Below are 16,958 nucleotides of genomic sequence, written 5' to 3' on the forward strand. Positions count from 1 at the left end.
CCTCGAGGGGCCCGGCGGCGACCGTCTCCCCGTACGGACGAGGCCCACGACCGGGGCGGCGGTCGTGGGCCTCGTTGGTGCTGGTTCGGAGCGGGCGGCTCCGCGGACGGGTCGCGTCAGGAGAGCGGTGCGACGTCGTCGACGTCGGGGAGCACGCTGGTCGCCGCGAGGCGGCGGTACCAGTGCGCCGAGTCCTTCCAGGTGCGCTCGAGCGTGTCGTAGTCGACACGGATGATCCCGAACCGGCGCTCGTAGCCGTAGCTCCACTCGAAGTTGTCGAGCAGCGACCAGGCGAAGTACCCGCGGACGTCCGCGCCGGCATCGCGGGCCTCGCCCACGGCGTCGATGTGGTCGTGCAGGTACGAGACGCGCAGCGGGTCGTGCACCGCGCCGTCGGGGGAGACCTCGTCGGCGAACGCGGCGCCGTTCTCGGTGACCATGAGGGGCTGGTGAGGGAACCGCTCGTGCAGCGAGACGAGCAGGTCGGTCATGCCCTGCGGCTCGATGTTCCAGCCCATCGCGGTGTGCGGCCCGGGCTGGGGGAGGAACTCGACGTCCGTGATCCCGACCCACGGCGAGGCGTCCGAGTCGGCGTGCCCGTCGGCCTGCTGGCGCTCACCCTCGCCGGAGAAGTGCCGCACGCGGCCCGTCGAGTAGTAGTTGACGCCGAGGACGTCGAGCGGCTGCCGGATCTCGTCGAGGTCGCCGTCCTGGACGAAGGCCCAGTCGGTGACGTGCGCCGTGTTCGCCAGCAGGTCCTCGGGGTAGGCGCCCTCGAGGATCGGGCCGAGGAACGCCTCGTTGGCGACGGCGTCGATCTTGCGGACGGCGGCGAGGTCGGCCTCGGACGACGGGTCGTCGGCGCGCGTCACGTGCAGGTTGAGCGTGATGGACGCCTTGGCCTGCGGACCGAGCTCGGCACGGATCGCCTGCACCGCGAGCCCGTGGGCGAGGTTGAGGTGGTGGACGGCGGCGAGCGCGTCGGCTCCGTCGGTGCGGCCCGGGGCGTGCACGCCCGAGGCGTACCCGAGGTAGGCCGAGCACCACGGCTCGTTGAGGGTGGTCCACACGTCGACGGTGTCGCCGAGCTCGCGGGCCATGCGGCGCGCGTACTCCGCGAAGAGGTACGCGGTGTCCCGGTTGACCCAGCCGCCGGCGTCCTCGAGCTCCTGGGGGAGGTCCCAGTGGTAGAGCGTCACGACGGGCTTGACGCCCTTCCCGGCGAGCGCGGCGACGAGGGTGCGGTAGAACGCGATGCCCTCCTCGTTGAACTCGCCGCTGCCGCCCGGCTGGACGCGCGGCCACGAGATCGACAGGCGGTAGGCGTCGAGGCCCAGGTTCGCGATGTGCTCGACGTCCTCAGCCCACCGGTGGTAGTGGTCGTCGGCGACGTCGCCGGTGTCGCCGTTGAGCGTCTTGCCCGGCGTGCGGGAGAAGGTGTCCCAGATGGACGGGCCGCGCCCGCCCTCGTCGGCTGCGCCCTCGATCTGGTAGGCGGCGGTCGCGGAGCCCCAGACGAAGTCGTCGGGGAAGGTCCTCTGCGTGGTCATGCGTCCTCGTTCCATGGTCTTCGAAGGGGGCGTCGTAGGTCATCCTGCCAGAAGGATCGAACCGATTCGACCGTTCAGGCGAGCGTGATCCGGCCTTCACCCGTGCCGGCATCGAAGCGCTCCGTGCGCCCCGCCGACTCGAGGGCCCAGGCACGGCCCGAGCCCGTCGTCACGACGACCTCGTCGCCCGTCCGCCGGACCCGGAAGTCCACGTCCGTGGCGTCCACGCCCGCGTCCGCTGCCGGCACGGTGACGGTCTCGTCGAAGCCGTCCGGCAGCTCGAAGAGCCGCAGCGTCACGCCGTCCGCCCAGTCGTACTCGGGGGCGTCGTCGCTCGCCCCGACCGGCAGCACCGTGCCGGGGCGCACGAGCACCGGCAGCGAGTCGAACCCGTGGCGCTGCTCCACCCAGCGGGGGCCGGTCAGCGTCTCGCCCGACAGGAGGTCGGTCCACGTGCCCTCGGGCACGTACACGTGCACCTCGCCGTCCGCCGAGAACACGGGCGCGACCAGCAGCGACGAGCCGAGCAGGTACTGCGTGTCGACGTCCCAGCCGCCGCGGTCCTCCGGCAGCTCGAGGACCATCGGACGCATCATCGGCGTGCCGCGCTCGACGACCTCGCGGGCCGCCGCGCCCAGGTACGGCAGGAGCGAGAGCTTGAGCCGCGTGAACCGGCGCGTGACGTCCACGGCCTCGTCGTCGAACGCCCACGGCACCCGGACGGACCCGGACCCGTGCAGGCGCGAGTGCGACGACAGGAGGCCGAAGGCCAGCCAGCGCTTGAACACGGCGGGGTCGGGCTCGCCCTCGAAGCCGCCGATGTCGTGGCTCCAGTACCCGAAGCCCGACATCGCGAGCGACAGGCCGCCGCGCAGCGTCTCGGCCATCGACACGAAGGACGAGTCGTTGTCGCCGCCCCAGTGCACAGGGTACTGCTGGCCGCCGGCGGTCGCGGACCGTGCGAACAGGGCCGCCTGACCCCGCCCGCGGCGGCGCTCGAGCAGCTCGAACACCGTCCGGTTGTACAGGTGCGTGTAGTAGTTCCGCATGCGCTGCGGGTCCGAGCCGTCGAACCAGGCGACGCCCTCGGTGGGGATGCGCTCGCCGAAGTCCGTCTTGAAGCAGTCGACCCCCATGTCGAGCAGGGCGTCGAGCTTGCTCGCGTACCACTCGGCCGCGGCCGGGTTCGTGAAGTCCACCAGACCCATGCCGGCCTGCCACAGGTCCCACTGCCAGACCTCGCCGTCCGTCGTCCGCAGGAGGTAGCCCTTCTCGGCCGCCTCCGCGAACAGGGCCGAGCGCTGCCCGATGTACGAGTTGATCCAGACGCAGATCCGCAGGCCCTTGTCCTTGTAGCGGGCGAGCATCGCCTCGGGCTCCGGGAACGTCCGCGGGTCCCACTCGAAGTCGCACCACTGGTACTCGCGCATCCAGAAGCAGTCGAAGTGGAACACCGACAGCGGGATCTCGCGCTCGGCCATGCCGTCGATGAACTGGGTCACCGTCTGCTCGTCGTAGCTCGTCGTGAACGACGTGGTGAGCCACAGGCCGTACGACCACGCGGGCAGCGCCGGCGGACGCCCGGTCAGGGCCGTGTAGCGCTCGAGGACGTCCTTCGGGGTCGGGCCGTCGATGACGTAGTACTCGAGCTGCTGGCCCGCGACCGAGAACTGGGTGCGCTCGACCATCTCGGACGCGACCTCGAACGACACCAGCTCGGGGTGCGCCACGAAGACGCCGTACCCGCCGCTCGTCATGTAGAACGGCACGTTCTTGTACGCCTGCTCGCTCGACGTGCCGCCGTCCGCGTTCCAGATGTCGACGGTCTGACCGTTCTTGACGAACGGGCCGAACCGCTCGCCCATGCCGTAGACCTTCTCGCCCACGCCGAGCGCGAGCTGCTCGTGCACGAACGGCCCCTCGGGGGAGGACACGATGCCCGCGCCCTTGGGCAGGCTCGACGTCAGCACGCGGCCCCGGGACTCGAAGTCGACCCGCCACGGCCCCGTGCGGCGCACGCGGACGGACAGGTCGCCGCTCGTGAGCACCGCGCTCTCGTCGTCGACGTGCGTGGTCACGTGCGTCTCGGTGCCCCGCACGGCGAACTCGGGGTGCCGCGGGCGCGTGCCCGCCCAGTGCTCCACGCGCACCTTGACGATGCCCGGGGCCGGGCTCGAGTACGTGAGCGTGACGAGCGGCGCGTTGAGCGTGTCGCCGCGCCCGCGGACGCGCTTCGTGGTCGCCCACACCGTCATGGTGCCGGCCGCGTCGTCGACGCGGACGTCGTCGACCTCGACGGGGTGCAGGACGTCGACGCCCGGGCGCAGCTGCCAGTAGCCGTCGGTGAACTTCATGGGTGGGACTCCTCGTGGATCAGCGTGCGGTCACTTCACGGCGCCGGCGGTGATGCCGCGCGTGAGGGTCCGCTGGAAGAACAGGAAGAACAGGAGCGTGGGGATCAGTGACACGAGGGTGCCCGCGTTGAGCGTCGGCACGTCGAGCATGCGGTCGCCCTGCAGGGACGCCAGCGCGATCGGGACGGTCTGCGTGTCGCCGGTCGTGAGCATGACGAGCGGGATGAAGAACTCGTTCCACGTCCAGATGAAGAAGAAGATCAGCAGGACCGACAGCGTCGGACGCACGACGGGGAAGACGACGCGGGTCAGGATCTTCCACCGGTTCGCGCCGTCGAGCGCCGCGGCCTCGAGGAGCGCCTTCGGGAACGTCCCGAGGACGGAGGCGAGCAGGTAGGTGCCGAACGCCGACTGGATGACCGTGAAGATGATGACGATCGACCAGCCCGAGTTCCCCAGGCCGATGTTCTGCATCATCCGGAACAGGGGGTAGACGAGCACCTCCTGCGGGAGCATGTTCGCCAGCAGGAACACGCCGACGATCCACAGGCGGCCCTTGACGCGGCCGATCCCGATCGCGTAGGCGGACAGCAGCGACAGCGCCACGCCGAGGACGGCGACGAGACCCGACGTCCAGACCGAGTTCCAGAGCTTGACCGGGAAGTCGACGCGCTCCCAGAAGACCTTGATGCCGTGCGTGTAGAACTCGTTCGGCCAGGACAGCGGGCCGTTCGTCGAGTAGTCGTCGGGCGACTTGAACGCGTTGAGCAGCATGATGACGAACGGCGCGAGCATGAGGATCGCGACGACGACGGCGAAGGCCAGCAGGACCCAGCGCAGGGGCCCGCGGTGGAACCGGTCCTTGGGGCGGCGGCCCGGGGTGGGCGTGTCGCCGGCGGGGTGCTTGCCGGGCAGCGTCTCGGTGACGGTGGCCATCAGAAGCCCCTCTCTTCCTTGCGCGCGCTGCGGTTCTGCAGCAGCTGGATGATCGACGCGATGACGATGATGATCACCGTCAGGACGGTCGCGATCGCGGCGCCGTACCCGACCTTCGACTTGTCGAAGAAGTTGAGGTACGAGTAGTACGACGGGACGAGCGTGGAGCCCTCCGGCCCGCCGCGCGTCAGCACGTAGATCGGGCCGAACACCTTGAGCGCCGCGATCGTGCAGGTCAGCGTGATGACGAACGTCTCGGGCTTGATCTGCGGGAGGGTGATCGCGCGGAACCGGCGCCACCAGTTCGCGCCGTCCAGCTCGGCCGCCTCGTACAGCTCGGGGTCGACCCGCTGGAGCGCCGACATGAAGATCACGGTCGGGTAGCCGATCTGGATCCAGATGAGGACGACCATCACGGACGGCAGCGCGGTGGACGGGTTGCCCAGCCAGTCGGGCGGGTTCGACACGCCCAGGGTCTTGAGGATCTCGTTGAGCGCGCCGGTCTGGGCGTTGAGGATCCAGTTCCACAGGATGCCGGCCACGGCGACGGGCAGGATCTGCGGCAGGTAGTAGGTCGCACGCAGGAAGCTGGCGACGCGCCCGCTGAAGTGCTTGCCGATGTAGTCGAACAGCACGGACGCGAGCACGAGCCCGATCACGGTGGGCACGATCACCATCGCGACGATCATGTAGACCGAGTTCTGGAACGACTGCCAGAACTGGTCGTCGTGCATGAGGTCCTGGTAGTTCTCGAGGCCGACCCAGCGCATCTCGGTCTTGCCGCCACGCCACTTGTGCAGCGAGTACCAGATGTTCATGACGAACGGCACGGCGATGATCAGCGCGAAGGCGATCAGGCCGGGGCTGAGGTAGAGCCAGTAGGTGGACGGGACCCACCGGCGGCGGCGGCCGCTCGGGCGGCCCCCGCTCGGCGGGGGCGTCGGACGCTCCCCGGAGGGGTCGGTGGTGTCCTGCGCGGGCAGGCTCACGGGTGCGGAGGACATCGGGCTTACCTCTCTGGGGGCGGCTGGTTCGCGGCGGCGGGCGGACGGGCGGACCGGGCGGGGCGGGGTGGCGCCCCGCCCGGTCCGAAGGCGTCAGCCGTTGAGGATGTCGTCCTTGCCGGACTCGTACTGCTCCTTGAGCTGGTCGAGCACCTGGTCGGTCGACTTCGAGCCGTTCACGACGGACTGGAGGGCGCTGACGATCTGGTCGTAGAAGCCGGCGACGGGCCAGTCGGGGTAGAACGAGAGGCTGTCGTTCTTCACGAGGTCCTGGAACTGCTCGGTGAAGGTCTTGACCTTGGGGTCGGTGATCGTCGAGACGTCACCGGCGATCGGCAGGCCGCCCTTCTGGCCGAGGATGTTCTGGACCTCGGGGCGCAGCGTGATGTCCATGAAGTCGTACGCGAGGCTCTTGTTCTTCGCGTTCTCGGGGACGACCCAGAGGTTGCCGGACGAGCCCAGCGCGAGGTTGGCGCCCGGGAACGAGAACTGGCCCCAGTCGTCCTTCATCTCGCTGGTCAGGCGACCGAACCACCACGAGCCGGAGACCATGATCGGGAACTTGCCCTGGATGAACGACACGCCCATGTCCTCGGCGGTCAGGCCGGCCGCGTTCTTCGCGATGTAGCCGTCCTTCGTCCACTCGCCGATCGTGTCGGTGGCGTACGTCAGGGGGTCGCCGTGCCAGTCGACGTCGTTCTTGAACAGCTGGTAGTCGTCGACCCACGAGCGGTCGGCCTTCGACAGCGCGAGCTGGTACCAGAGCTGGCCGAGCGGGTACTCGGCGCCGGCCTCGGCGAGCGGGGTCACGCCGGCCGCCTTGAACTTGGCGAGCGCGGCGGTGAAGTCGTCGAAGGACGTCGGGACGTCCACGCCGTACTTCTTGAAGAGGTCCTTGTTGTAGTAGACGGTGACGTACTCGCCGTAGTTCGGGATGCCGTACCAGTCGCCCGAGCCCATGAGGCCGCTGTCGTCGTACTGCGCGGTCGTGGCGATGGCGCCCGTGACCTTCTTGTCCCAGCCGCGGCTCTTGGCCTCGTCGGTGAGGGACGTCAGCAGGCCCTGCGACGCGAGCTGTCCGGCGGTCGCGTTGCCCTTGTTGTACTCCATGACGTCGGGCACGTCGTCGCCGGTGAGGATGATCTTGGCGTTCTTCTGGATCTGCTCGAACGTCTGCGACTCGGTCTTGACCGTGACGCCGGGGTGCTCCTGCTTGAAGATCTCGATGGCCTTGGCCCAGGCCTGGCCCATCGCCGAGTCGTCGGACTCGTAGTCCCAGATGGTGAGCGACTTGCCGTCGCCGCTGCCGGTGTCGGAGCCGGAGCTCGAGTCGTCGCTCGAGGAGCAGGCCGCCAGGGCCAGCGGGAGGGCCAGGACCGCGGTGAGGGCGGCGGCCGTGAGGGAACGCTTCACGATGTGTCCTTCCAGGGGTGCGTCATTGCGGGTGGTGCGTCGTGGTGCCCGGTCGGTGACCGGTGGTGCCCGGCGTCGTCGGGCGTGTCAGGAGGGTGCGGGTCCGGTGGACCCGCCGGGGGCGAGGGCGCACGCCACGAGTCGGGGTGCGTCACGCCGTGGGGGGCCGCCGAGGGCTGCGAGGAGCTCTTCGACGGCGTACCGGCCGAGGGTGCGGCCGGGAGCGAGGTAGGACGTCAGGGGCGGGTCGTACATCGCGCCGACCTCGGACGACGTCACGACCGCGACCACGGACATGTCGCGGGGGATCTCGATGCGGCGTTCGCGCAGCAGCGACGTCACGCCGAACGTGGCGGACTCGTTCATCGTGATGATCGCGGTGGTGCGCGGGGCGCGGACGAGGATCTCGAGCGCGGCACGGCGGCCCGCCACGGGCGACTCGTCGCACGTCACATGCACGGGCGCGAGGTGCCGCTCTTCGGCGGCCGCGAGGAAGGCGTCGCGGGCCCGGACGGTCGGGCCGTACAGCTCGACCTCCGACCGTTGCGAGTGGTTGACGAACCCGACGGTGCGGTGGCCCAGGTCGGCGAGGTGCTCGACCGCGTCGGTGATGGTCCGCTCGAAGTCGATGTCGACGTACGACGTCCCCTCGGGGTCGCGGGTGCGGCCGATGAGGGTGAACGGCACGCCGGACGACGCCAGGGCCTCGACGCGGGCGTCGTCGAGGGCGACCTCCATGAGGAGCACGCCGTCGGCCTGCCCCTGGCCGACGAGGTCGCGGACCTCGTCGTGCTCGCGGCGGTCGAACGGCCAGATGACGAGGTGGTAGCCGGCGTCCCGCGCGGTCTGCGCCGCGGACTCGGCGAACTCGCCGAGCGTGCCGCTCAGGCCGCCGGCGACGGTCGGCAGGACGAGCGCGAGGACGTGGCTGCGGCGCGCGGCGAGGCTGCGGGCGGCGGCGTTGCGCCGGTAGCCGAGCTCGTCGATCGCGGCCTGGATGCGGTCGCGCGTCTCCTGCGCGATGGGGCGGTTGCCGTTGAGGGCGTACGAGACGGTGGAGAGCGACACACCGGCCTGACGGGCGACGTCCTGCATCGTCGTCATCTCGACCTCCTCGTCGTGGTGGGCACCGCCGTCCGTCAGCGGACCTGCGGTGCGTCGAAGCGCTTGGTCGAAGCGCTTCGACGATTAGGAGTATTGAATGAACGAACTAACCCTGTCAAGGGGTGAGACGAGTTCGTGACCTGGCAGACAGCTCGCTCTCGGGGCGCTCAGCCCTGGTCGACGCGTGAGACCTGCGACAACGGTGCCACCGAGCCGTCGGGCTGCACGGACCCCACCTCGACGACCGACCAGGCCGACCAGCCGGCGCTCGGGCGCCGGTACAGGTTCTGCGCCCACTGCGTCACGCGCGTCTGGCTCACCGGCATCGGCTCGGTGCCGTCCCACGCCACCTCGCCCTTGTTCATCACGACGACGGCCGTGTCGTCGCCCAGGCGTCGCCGCAGCTCCGCCAGGGTGGCGCGGCTCGGGGCGTCCACGCTCACCACCTGCGTGTCGCACAGCGTCCGGATCGTCGCCAGGTAGGGGAGCCGCGGTGCCACCAGCACGACCGGTCGGTCGCCCACCGCCGCGCACACCGCGCGCGCCTCGTCGAGCCGTCCGCCCTGCTCGCGCACCCCGTACAAGGAGCCCCACGTGAACAGCGGGAACACCAGCGTCGCCACCGTCCCGGCGACCGCGACCACCCGGGCCCACCGCCGTCGTCCCGCCCACAGCGTCGCGAGCAGGAACGTGGCGCCCAGGAGCAGCCCCGGGATCGTCACCGGCAGGAAGCGTCGCATCGCCCACACCTGGTCCGGCGTGATGCTCACCCGCCACAGGTACATCGCCGAGGGCGCCATCACGACGCCCAGGAACGTCAGCAGGCGGGCGTCCCGGCGCGCCACCGCCCGGTATCCCGCGAGCGCGATCCCGCCGAAGCCGAGCAGCACCGCCGCCCAGCCGTAGTACCAGGACAGCCACGTCACCGACATCTCGTCGTACGTCCGTGCCGGGTCGACCGCCTTGCCGGCGTGCGCCTGCCAGACCTCGACCACCGTCGCGGCACCGACCCCGACCGTCCCGTGCCGCTCCACGAGCCACCACGGGCGCGAGATGAGGAACGCCGCGACCGCGACGACGACCACCACGGTCACGGTCGCGAGACCCCGGCGGTGCCACAGCAACCGCGCACGGCCCCACCGGCGCAGCAGCGGGACGTGGACCGCCGCCGCACCCGCGATCGCCACCACCAGCACCGCGTCCAACGACGCCGTCTGCGACGAGTGCTCGTCCAGGTAGCTCGCGCTGTGCCACGCGAGGTCCACCAGACCGACCGCGACGCCGACGGTCCCCGCGAGCGTCGCGAAGGCCCAGCCGCGCAGCAGCCACCGGTCGCCCGTCAGGTCCCACGCGCACGCCGACGCCAGGCCCAGCGCCAGCACCAGACCGACCACCTGGGCCGTCGAGTCCACCCGCGCGAGCGCGGCCGCGCCCACCATCGCGCCCGCCAGCGCCAACCGTCCCGCCGAGCGGCGCTCGAGCGCCGACCACGCGACCGTGAGACCGCCGAAGACCAGGACGATCGTCGTCGGCTCCGTGTACGCCGACCGCGTGAAGGCCGCCCACGGGACCGACAGCACCAACGCCGCCACCGGTACCAGCGCCCACAGCGGCCCGACCATCCGCCGGCCGAACCCGTACAGCGTGAGCAGCGCCACCACGCCGATGACCAGGCCGCCCAGCAGCACGCCCCGCTCACCCAGGAGCCAGCCGACCGACGCGAGCAGACCCGGCACCAGCTTCTGCGCCTGCACCTGGATCACGTCACCCGACGGCGTGTACGCCTGCATGCCCGCCGAGACCCCCGGCACCTGCGCCGCCAGGCGCGTCGCCGCGTCCAGCGGGAGGTCTGGCGACGCGTGCGTGCGCAACCACAGGCCCTCGAGCGTCAGGAACCCGGGGTCGCGGCTCACCACGACGTACTGCGACACCACCGGGAGCTGCGCGACGAACCACGCCAGCGACAGCACGACCGCCGCCATCGAGCCCGCGAACCCGCGGCCCGCCACCGGGAACCTCGACGGCACCCAGCGCCACGTCGCCACCACGGACGCCGCGGCGACCGGCAGCACCAGCCAAGGACGGAACACCCCGAACAGCACACCGGCGCCCACCACGACCGACACCGCGAAGAACGCGAGCGGGAGCCGGTCCGGCAGCCCCGTCACCGCCGCCGCGGACCGTGCACCGAGGCCGACGCGGCGCCCGCGGGACACCGCGCGGCGGACCGCCGGACCGGCCGACGGGGAGTCCTGGACGGCGACCGGCTCATGCTTCAACGAAGGGCTCCAGTCCAAGGGCGGCGCGAGGGACGGTGCAAGAGCCTATCCCGCGTCCCGTGGAAGAATGTCCGCCATGGCGATGCGAGAGATCCGGACGATTCCCGACCCCGTGCTGCGCACCCCGTGCGCCGAGATCACCGAGATCGACGACCGGGTCAGGGCGCTCGTCGAGGACCTCCTGCAGACCGTCGACGACGAAGGCCGAGCCGGCCTCGCCGCCAACCAGATCGGCGTGTCCCTGCGAGCCTTCTCCTGGAACATCGACGACGAGATCGGGTACGTCCTCAACCCCCGGATCGTCGAGCTCTCCGAGGACGAGTACCAGGACGGCGAGGAAGGGTGTCTGTCCGTCCCCGGCCTCTGGTACCCCACCACGCGCGCCTGGTACGCCCGCGTCGAAGGCATCGACCTCGACCGCAAGAAGGTCGTCGTCGAAGGCACCGAGCTCATGGCACGCTGCCTCCAGCACGAGACCGACCACCTCGACGGCATGCTCTACCTGGACCGGCTCGAGCGCTCCGTGCGCAAGAAGGCCATGCGCGCGCTCCGCGACCAGCTCTGACCGCCTGGACGGCCCGCCCGCACCCCGCACCGGCCGGGTGAAATCCGGCCAAACCGGCGTGTCGCGGCGTGTCGACGCGCCCTCGTTCCGGGAAGCACGCGCACATGTCGGAACCGTCGTGCACACTGGACGAGAACTCCGTGGACGGGAAACCCCGTCGCCGTGCGACCGCAGGACCGAGGACGTTGGGGAAGACGACCCTCGACCCTGGGAGGACGACATGGCTGGTGCAACCACCCGCGGTGTACTTTTCGTGCACTCATCGCCGCGTGCCCTGTGCCCCCACCTCGAGTGGGCGGCATCCGACGTGCTCGGCACCCGCGTCGCGCTCGACTGGACCGAGCAGCCCGCCGGACGCGACCTCCTGCGCGCCGAGTACTCCTGGCAGGCCCCCCAGGGCACCGGAGCCACGCTCGCCTCCGCGTTCCGCGGCTGGGCCAACCTCCGCTACGAAGTCACCGAAGACCCCAGCCCCGGCGCCGACGGCGCCCGCTGGTCCCACACCCCCAGCCTCGGGATCTTCCACGCCGTGACCGACGCCCACGGCAACGTCGTCGTCCCCGAGGACCGCATCCGGTCCGCGGTCGCCGCCGCCCGCGACGCCCGCGACGTCCGCGACGCGCTCGACCTCGCGCTCGGGCAGGCATGGGACGAAGAGCTCGAGCCGTTCCGGTACGCGGGGGCGGGGGCTCCCGTGCGGTGGTTGCACCGGGTCGGTTAGCTCGTGGGTCTGGCGGTCGGGTCCGTCCCACCCGCTTCTCCGGCGGTCGCGGTCAGCGGGGCGGGCCGGCGCTCGGTGGTGGACGCGCGAGAGCCCCGGCGCTCGGCGCCGGGGCTCTCGGGGGGAGGCGTACGTCAGGCGTTGGTGACGATGAGGGCCACGTTGTGGCCGCCGAAGCCGAACGAGTTGTTCAGAGCCGCGACGTCGCCGTCGGGGAGCTGTGCCGGGGTGTCGCGCACCAGCGGGACCTCGAGATCCGGCTCCGGGTTCTCCACGTTGATCGTCGGGGGAGCGACACGGTCGGCGACCGCGCGGACCGTGAACAGGGTCTCGAGCGCGCCGGCACCGCCGAGCAGGTGACCCGTCATCGACTTCGTCGCCGACAGGGCGACATGGTCGGCCTCCGACGCGAAGAGGTGGCGGATCGCGCGGGCCTCGATCATGTCGCCCACCATCGTGGACGTCGCGTGCGCGTTGACGTGCACGACGTCACGGACGCTCGCGCCCGCGTCCGCCAGCGCCATCTCCATCGCGCGGATCTGGCCCTTGCCCGTGGGCTCGGGTGACGTGATGTGGTAGCCGTCCGCGGACAGGCCGACACCCGCGAGCTTCGCGTACACGCGGGCGCCGCGGGCGGCGGCGTGCTCTGCGGACTCGAGGACCAGGACGGCCGAGCCCTCGCCGATGACGAAACCGTCACGGTCGACGTCGTACGGGCGCGAGGCGTGCGCCGGGTCGTCGTTGCGCAGCGACAGGGTGCGCGACGCGGCGAACGCCGCGACGGGCATCGGGTGGATCACGGCCTCGGTACCGCCCGCCACGACCACGTCGGCCCGGCCGGCGCGGATCATGTCGACCGCGTAGCCGATCGCCTCGGCGCCGGACGCGCACGCCGACACGAGGGCGTGGGCGCCCGCCTGGGCGCCCAGGTCGAGCGACACGTACGCGCTCGGGGAGTTCGGCATGAGCATCGGCACGGTCGTCGGCAGGACGCGGCGGGCGCCGCGCTCCCGCAGGACGTCCCAGCCGTCGAGCGTCGTGTGGATGCCGCCGATGCCGGACGACACGACCGCGCCGAGGCGGACCGGGTCGACCTCGGGGGAGCCCGCGTCGGCCCACGCCTCGCGCGCCGCGATGACGGCGTACTGCGCCGACGGGTCCATGCGCTTGATCTCGGGCCGCGCGAGACGCTCGTTGACGTCACCGACGACGGTCGCCGCGAACGTCACCGGGATGCCGTACTTCTCGGACCAGTCGTTGTCGAGGGTGCGCGCACCGGACGTGCCGGCGAGTGCCGCCTCCCAGGTGGTGGGGGCGTCGGCACCGATCGGGCTGAACGCGCCGAGGCCGGTGACGACGACGTCGGGTCGAGGGGTCATCGAAGCTCCTGGGATCGAGGGCGGTCGTCCGTGGCGGGCGCGGTGAGCGCCCGCCACGACTCCTGCGACGCGGCACGACGTGCCGGCGTCGGGGTGGTGCGAGGCGTCAGCCCTGCGCCTTGGTGATGTAGTCGACGGCGTCGCCGACGGTGGAGAGGTTCTTGACGTCCTCGTCGGGGATGCGGACGTCGAACTTGTCCTCGGCGTGCGTGACGATCGTCATCATCGACAGCGAGTCGATGTCGAGGTCGTCCGTGAAGGACGCCTCACGGACGACGGCCGAGGCGGGCTGGCCCGACTCCTCGGCGACGATCTCGGCGAGGCCGGTGAGGACTTCCTCAGAGGTGTAGGCCATCGTGGTGCTTCTCCTTGCGTGTTGACGGGGTGGTGACACGGGTTGTGGCGGGCCGTGGACGACGGCGGGGCGGGCCCCGCCGGCTGGTCCGTCGACCCGGGCGCCGCGGTGCGGGCCGTCCGGGGCCTACGGTACGACGATCAGTCGGCGGGCGTGGTGGTCGCCCGGCCCGCGTGCCGCGCGACGAACTCCTTCGCGGCGTCGACGTCGTCGGCGGACTTGACGGCGAACGCCTCGACGCCGGGCAGGGCGCGACGCGCCAGGCCGGTCAGGACGCCGCCCGGCGCGAGCTCCAGCAGTCCGGTGACGCCCTGGTCGAGGAGGGTCGCCTGGCACAGGTCCCAGCGCACGGGGCGCGTGACCTGGCCGACGAGCCGGGCGAGCGCGTCCGCGCGGTCGACGACGGCGGCACCGTCGGCGTTGGACAGCAGGGTGACCGTCGGGGCGGTGGAGCCGTCCAGCGCCAGGGCGTCGACCGCGGTGCGCAGCTCGTCCGTCGCGGGCGCCATGGCCTGCGTGTGGAACGCGCCGGCGACCTGGAGCGGGATGACGCGGGCGCGGCGCGGCGGCTCTGCGCCCAGCGCGGCGAGGGCGTCGAGCGGGCCGGCGGCCACGACCTGGCCGCCGCCGTTCACGTTGGCGGGGGTGAGGCCGAGGGCCTCGAGGCGCGCGGTGACCTCGTCGGGCTCGCCGCCGAGGACGGCGGCCATCCCGGTCGGGGTGAGAGCGGCGGCGCGGGCCATCGCGGAGCCGCGCACGCCGACGAGGCGGACGGCGTCCTCGGGGCTGAGGAGCCCGGCGACGGCCGTCGCGGCGAACTCGCCCACGGAGTGGCCGGCGGTCGTCGCGACGCCGGCAGCGCCGGCGTCGTCACCCAGGATCGCGTGGGCCGCGAGGAGCGACGCACCGACGATGAGCGGCTGGGCGACGGCCGTGTCGCGGATCGTGTCCGCGTCGGACGTCGTGCCGTGGGTCAGGAGGTCTGCGCCGGAGAGCTCGGACCAGGTGCCGAGGATCTCGCGGAGTCCGGGGATCTCGAGCCAGGGCGCGAGCATTCCGGGGGTCTGGGAGCCCTGTCCGGGGCATACGACGGCGAGCACCCCCCCACCTTGCCGCGTCGCGGGGTCGGTGGGGCGTCGCGACGCGTACCAACCTGCCGACAGCACCTTGTGCGTTTCCTACAACGGGCGCTCCTGCAGGGCGTCAGGCGTCGTCGCGGCGACCGTCGATCTGCCCGAGCGCGAGCGCGACCTGGAGCACGAAGGACTCGCGCGCGTCGAGCGGGTCCCAGCCGGTGATCTCGGCGACCTTGCGCAACCGGTAGCGGACCGTGTTCGGGTGCACGTAGAGCGACCGTGCGGCGGCCTCGAGCGAGCGCCCGGTGCCCAGGTACCCCGACAGGGTCTCCAGGACGGCTCCGCCCGCCTGCTCGAGCGGCCGGTACGCCTGGGCGACCAGGGTGCGCCGGGCCGTGGTGTCGCCGGTGAGGACACGCTCGGGCAGCAGCTCGTCCGCGTGGACCGGGCGGGGCGCCTGCGGCCACGCGGCCGCGGCGGCCAGGCCGGCGAGCGCAGCCCGGGCCGACCGGTACGCCTCGTCGACGGACGGGACGACCGGGCCGATCACGACCGGGCCGTCCCCGAACCGCGGGGCCAGCGCCTGCGCCGCGCCCAGCAGGCCCGCGCTGTCCTCCGCGTCGTCGCCGCGCCCGCCCAGCACGACGACGAGCCGGTCGCCGTGGATCCCGACGAGGGCGTCGCCGGCGCTGCGGCGTGCCGCGCGACGCAGGTCGGCGGTCCGCACCTCGTCGAGCGGCGCCGTCGTGCTGCCCACGACGACGAGGACGGCGCCCGACCCGGACCAGCCCAGCGCCGACATCCGGGACCGCAGCGACGCGTCCGAGCCCTCGGCGTCGCCGCGCAGCAGCGCGTCGACGACGAGCGCCTCGAGCCGGGCGTCCCACGCGCCGCGGACCTCCGCCGCGCGGGCGTAGACCTCGGCCGCCGAGAAGGCGATCTCGCGCGAGTAGCGCAGCACCGCCTCCCGCAGGTCGCGCTCCGTGCCGGGCAGCGCGAGCTGGTCGGAGTACTGCTCGACGACCTCGACGCCGATGCGGACGAGCTGGAGGGTGTGCTGCAGCGAGATGGACCGGGCGAGCTCGGTCGGCGCCGCGGCGAAGATCTCGCCGGCGCCGTGCGGAGGACGGTCCGGGTCGGCGAACCACTGGGTGAACGCGGTGATCCCGGCCTGCGCGAGCAGGCCCACCCAGGAGCGCTCCTCGGCGGACAGGGCGCGGTACCAGTCGAGCTCGGAGTCGATGCGGCGCATGGTGGCGCTGGTGAGGAGCCCGCCGGCCTCTCGGACGCGTTGGAGGTTCTCGGGGTTCCCGGTGGTCGGCACGGGACGAGCATACGAACGTCGTTGTGGACAGTCCACAAAGGGTCCATGCGGTGGAGCGTCCCCGGACCCGAGACGTGGCGCCATCCCGTGTCGAGATCGTCCCGGGATCGGGTCACGGGGCGACAAAGCGGTTAGGGTCGAGGGCATGGCTCTGATGCCCCGACTCCGACAGCTCCTGCGCAGGCCCGGCTCCGCATCGCGGGTGGGCGCGCGGCGGCCGTCGTCGGCGGCTCGGCGGGGGGACACCGTGCACGAAGACGCTCTGCGGGCAGTGCTGTCCGACAACCCGAACGACGTCCGCGCGTTCGGTGCCCTGGCCGAGATCGTCCGACGGCGCGCCGCCGAGGCGAACGCCGACACCGACCCCCTCGCCGGGCACGCCGACGCCGACCGCCCGGTCGACGACGAGCAGCGCCGTCGTGCGGCGGACAACGCCGAGTGGGCGCTCGCCGAGGAGCTCGCCGGCAACCCCCGCGCGTGGTACCCGCTGGTCTCGCTCGCGCGGTTGTCGATGGACGCCGACCGCGAGGGCGCGCTGCGCCGGCTGGCGACGGCTGCCGAGCGCGACAGCGACGGCGAGGGCCTCGCTGCCGGGCTCGCCCTGCTGCGCGAGCACGAGCTGCCGCAGGAGGCGCTGGGGCTCGGCGTCGGGCACTGGCGGCCGCGCGAGCACACCGCCGAGGCGGGTCGCCAGATCGTCCTCGCGGCGCTCGACGCCGATCGGCCTCTCGAGGCTCGGATGCACCTGGAGTCGCTCGTCTCCGCCGGTGGCGACATCGGCGGGGTGCGCGACGACCTCGAGCACCGTGTCGCGCACGCCGAGCAGCACATCGCCGGGACCTGACCACAGCGTCTGCCGCGGACGACACAGCTGCCGCGGACGACAGGGCCGGGCTCC

General features: G+C 72.2%; 14 protein-coding genes. 3 read left to right on the forward strand and 11 right to left on the reverse strand.

Going from position 1 to position 16,958, the window contains the following annotated elements; genetic code table 11:
* Window positions 1-116: 116 nt before the first annotated feature.
* The 7 genes from CLV34_RS09790 to CLV34_RS09820 form a co-directional block, all read right to left on the reverse strand.
* Window positions 117-1,550, reverse strand: coding sequence for a GH1 family beta-glucosidase (locus CLV34_RS09790; protein ID WP_100350097.1), 1,434 nt, complete (start codon window positions 1,548-1,550; stop codon window positions 117-119).
* A gap of 74 nt (window positions 1,551-1,624) precedes the next feature.
* Entirely contained in the window at window positions 1,625-3,904 is a 2,280-nt protein-coding gene (gene yicI, locus CLV34_RS09795; RefSeq protein ID WP_100350098.1) for an alpha-xylosidase, read from the reverse strand.
* 30 nt (window positions 3,905-3,934) lie between these two features.
* A complete protein-coding gene (locus tag CLV34_RS09800; RefSeq protein WP_100350099.1) occupies window positions 3,935-4,840 on the reverse strand; it encodes a carbohydrate ABC transporter permease in 906 nt (301 codons plus the stop codon).
* A complete protein-coding gene (locus CLV34_RS09805; RefSeq protein WP_100350100.1) occupies window positions 4,840-5,844 on the reverse strand; it encodes a carbohydrate ABC transporter permease in 1,005 nt (334 codons plus the stop codon). The genes CLV34_RS09800 and CLV34_RS09805 overlap by 1 nt, the downstream gene beginning before the upstream one ends.
* 93 nt (window positions 5,845-5,937) lie before the next feature.
* On the reverse strand, window positions 5,938-7,257 hold the full coding sequence (locus CLV34_RS09810) for an ABC transporter substrate-binding protein (protein WP_211289409.1): 1,320 nt from the start codon (window positions 7,255-7,257) through the stop codon (window positions 5,938-5,940).
* An 87-nt stretch (window positions 7,258-7,344) separates the two neighbouring features.
* Window positions 7,345-8,361, reverse strand: coding sequence for a LacI family DNA-binding transcriptional regulator (locus tag CLV34_RS09815; protein ID WP_100350102.1), 1,017 nt, complete (start codon window positions 8,359-8,361; stop codon window positions 7,345-7,347).
* Between the two features lie 167 nt (window positions 8,362-8,528).
* Window positions 8,529-10,640 carry a glycosyltransferase family protein gene (locus CLV34_RS09820; protein ID WP_100350103.1) on the reverse strand — a complete coding sequence of 704 codons (2,112 nt, stop codon included), beginning with the start codon at window positions 10,638-10,640 and terminating at the stop codon, window positions 8,529-8,531.
* A 76-nt stretch (window positions 10,641-10,716) separates the two neighbouring features.
* Between CLV34_RS09820 and def the strand changes: the two genes are divergently transcribed.
* Together def and CLV34_RS09830 are read left to right on the forward strand one after the other, a co-directional pair.
* On the forward strand, window positions 10,717-11,205 hold the full coding sequence (gene def, locus CLV34_RS09825; protein WP_100350104.1) for a peptide deformylase: 489 nt from the start codon (window positions 10,717-10,719) through the stop codon (window positions 11,203-11,205).
* A gap of 220 nt (window positions 11,206-11,425) precedes the next feature.
* On the forward strand, window positions 11,426-11,926 hold the full coding sequence (locus tag CLV34_RS09830) for a DUF3145 domain-containing protein (protein WP_100350105.1): 501 nt from the start codon (window positions 11,426-11,428) through the stop codon (window positions 11,924-11,926).
* A gap of 134 nt (window positions 11,927-12,060) precedes the next feature.
* On the opposite strand, the gene CLV34_RS09835 is transcribed toward CLV34_RS09830, so the two are convergent.
* The 4 genes from CLV34_RS09835 to CLV34_RS09850 form a co-directional block, all read right to left on the reverse strand.
* Window positions 12,061-13,305, reverse strand: a complete 1,245-nt coding sequence (locus CLV34_RS09835; protein ID WP_100350106.1) for a beta-ketoacyl-[acyl-carrier-protein] synthase family protein — start codon at window positions 13,303-13,305, stop codon at window positions 12,061-12,063.
* 106 nt (window positions 13,306-13,411) lie between these two features.
* Window positions 13,412-13,660 carry an acyl carrier protein gene (locus tag CLV34_RS09840; protein WP_100350107.1) on the reverse strand — a complete coding sequence of 83 codons (249 nt, stop codon included), beginning with the start codon at window positions 13,658-13,660 and terminating at the stop codon, window positions 13,412-13,414.
* Window positions 13,661-13,800: 140 nt separating this feature from the next.
* Window positions 13,801-14,760 carry an ACP S-malonyltransferase gene (locus CLV34_RS09845; protein ID WP_100350108.1) on the reverse strand — a complete coding sequence of 320 codons (960 nt, stop codon included), beginning with the start codon at window positions 14,758-14,760 and terminating at the stop codon, window positions 13,801-13,803.
* Window positions 14,761-14,863: 103 nt separating this feature from the next.
* The gene (locus CLV34_RS09850; RefSeq protein WP_245859157.1) at window positions 14,864-16,060 is read right to left on the reverse strand and encodes a PucR family transcriptional regulator; all 1,197 of its coding nucleotides are present in this window, start codon (window positions 16,058-16,060) and stop codon (window positions 14,864-14,866) included.
* Between the two features lie 247 nt (window positions 16,061-16,307).
* Between CLV34_RS09850 and CLV34_RS09855 the strand changes: the two genes are divergently transcribed.
* The gene (locus CLV34_RS09855; protein ID WP_342747216.1) at window positions 16,308-16,904 is read left to right on the forward strand and encodes a hypothetical protein; all 597 of its coding nucleotides are present in this window, start codon (window positions 16,308-16,310) and stop codon (window positions 16,902-16,904) included.
* Window positions 16,905-16,958 lie beyond the last annotated feature (54 nt).

It is taken from the genome of Luteimicrobium subarcticum, from assembly GCF_002798015.1.
Taxonomy (GTDB): Bacteria; Actinomycetota; Actinomycetes; order Actinomycetales; family Cellulomonadaceae; genus Luteimicrobium; species Luteimicrobium subarcticum.

Bases quoted from the DNA above. Each gene is read 5' to 3' on its own strand.
- CLV34_RS09815 (WP_100350102.1), bottom strand. From the start codon at position 8,361: ATGACGACGATGCAGGACGTCGCCCGTCAGGCCGGTGTGTCGCTCTCC.
- yicI (WP_100350098.1), bottom strand. From the start codon at position 3,904: ATGAAGTTCACCGACGGCTACTGGCAGCTGCGCCCGGGCGTCGACGTC.
- CLV34_RS09830 (WP_100350105.1), top strand. From the start codon at position 11,426: ATGGCTGGTGCAACCACCCGCGGTGTACTTTTCGTGCACTCATCGCCG.
- def (WP_100350104.1), top strand. From the start codon at position 10,717: ATGGCGATGCGAGAGATCCGGACGATTCCCGACCCCGTGCTGCGCACC.
- CLV34_RS09800 (WP_100350099.1), bottom strand. From the start codon at position 4,840: ATGGCCACCGTCACCGAGACGCTGCCCGGCAAGCACCCCGCCGGCGAC.
- CLV34_RS09790 (WP_100350097.1), bottom strand. From the start codon at position 1,550: ATGACCACGCAGAGGACCTTCCCCGACGACTTCGTCTGGGGCTCCGCG.
- CLV34_RS09805 (WP_100350100.1), bottom strand. From the start codon at position 5,844: ATGTCCTCCGCACCCGTGAGCCTGCCCGCGCAGGACACCACCGACCCC.
- CLV34_RS09835 (WP_100350106.1), bottom strand. From the start codon at position 13,305: ATGACCCCTCGACCCGACGTCGTCGTCACCGGCCTCGGCGCGTTCAGC.
- CLV34_RS09840 (WP_100350107.1), bottom strand. From the start codon at position 13,660: ATGGCCTACACCTCTGAGGAAGTCCTCACCGGCCTCGCCGAGATCGTC.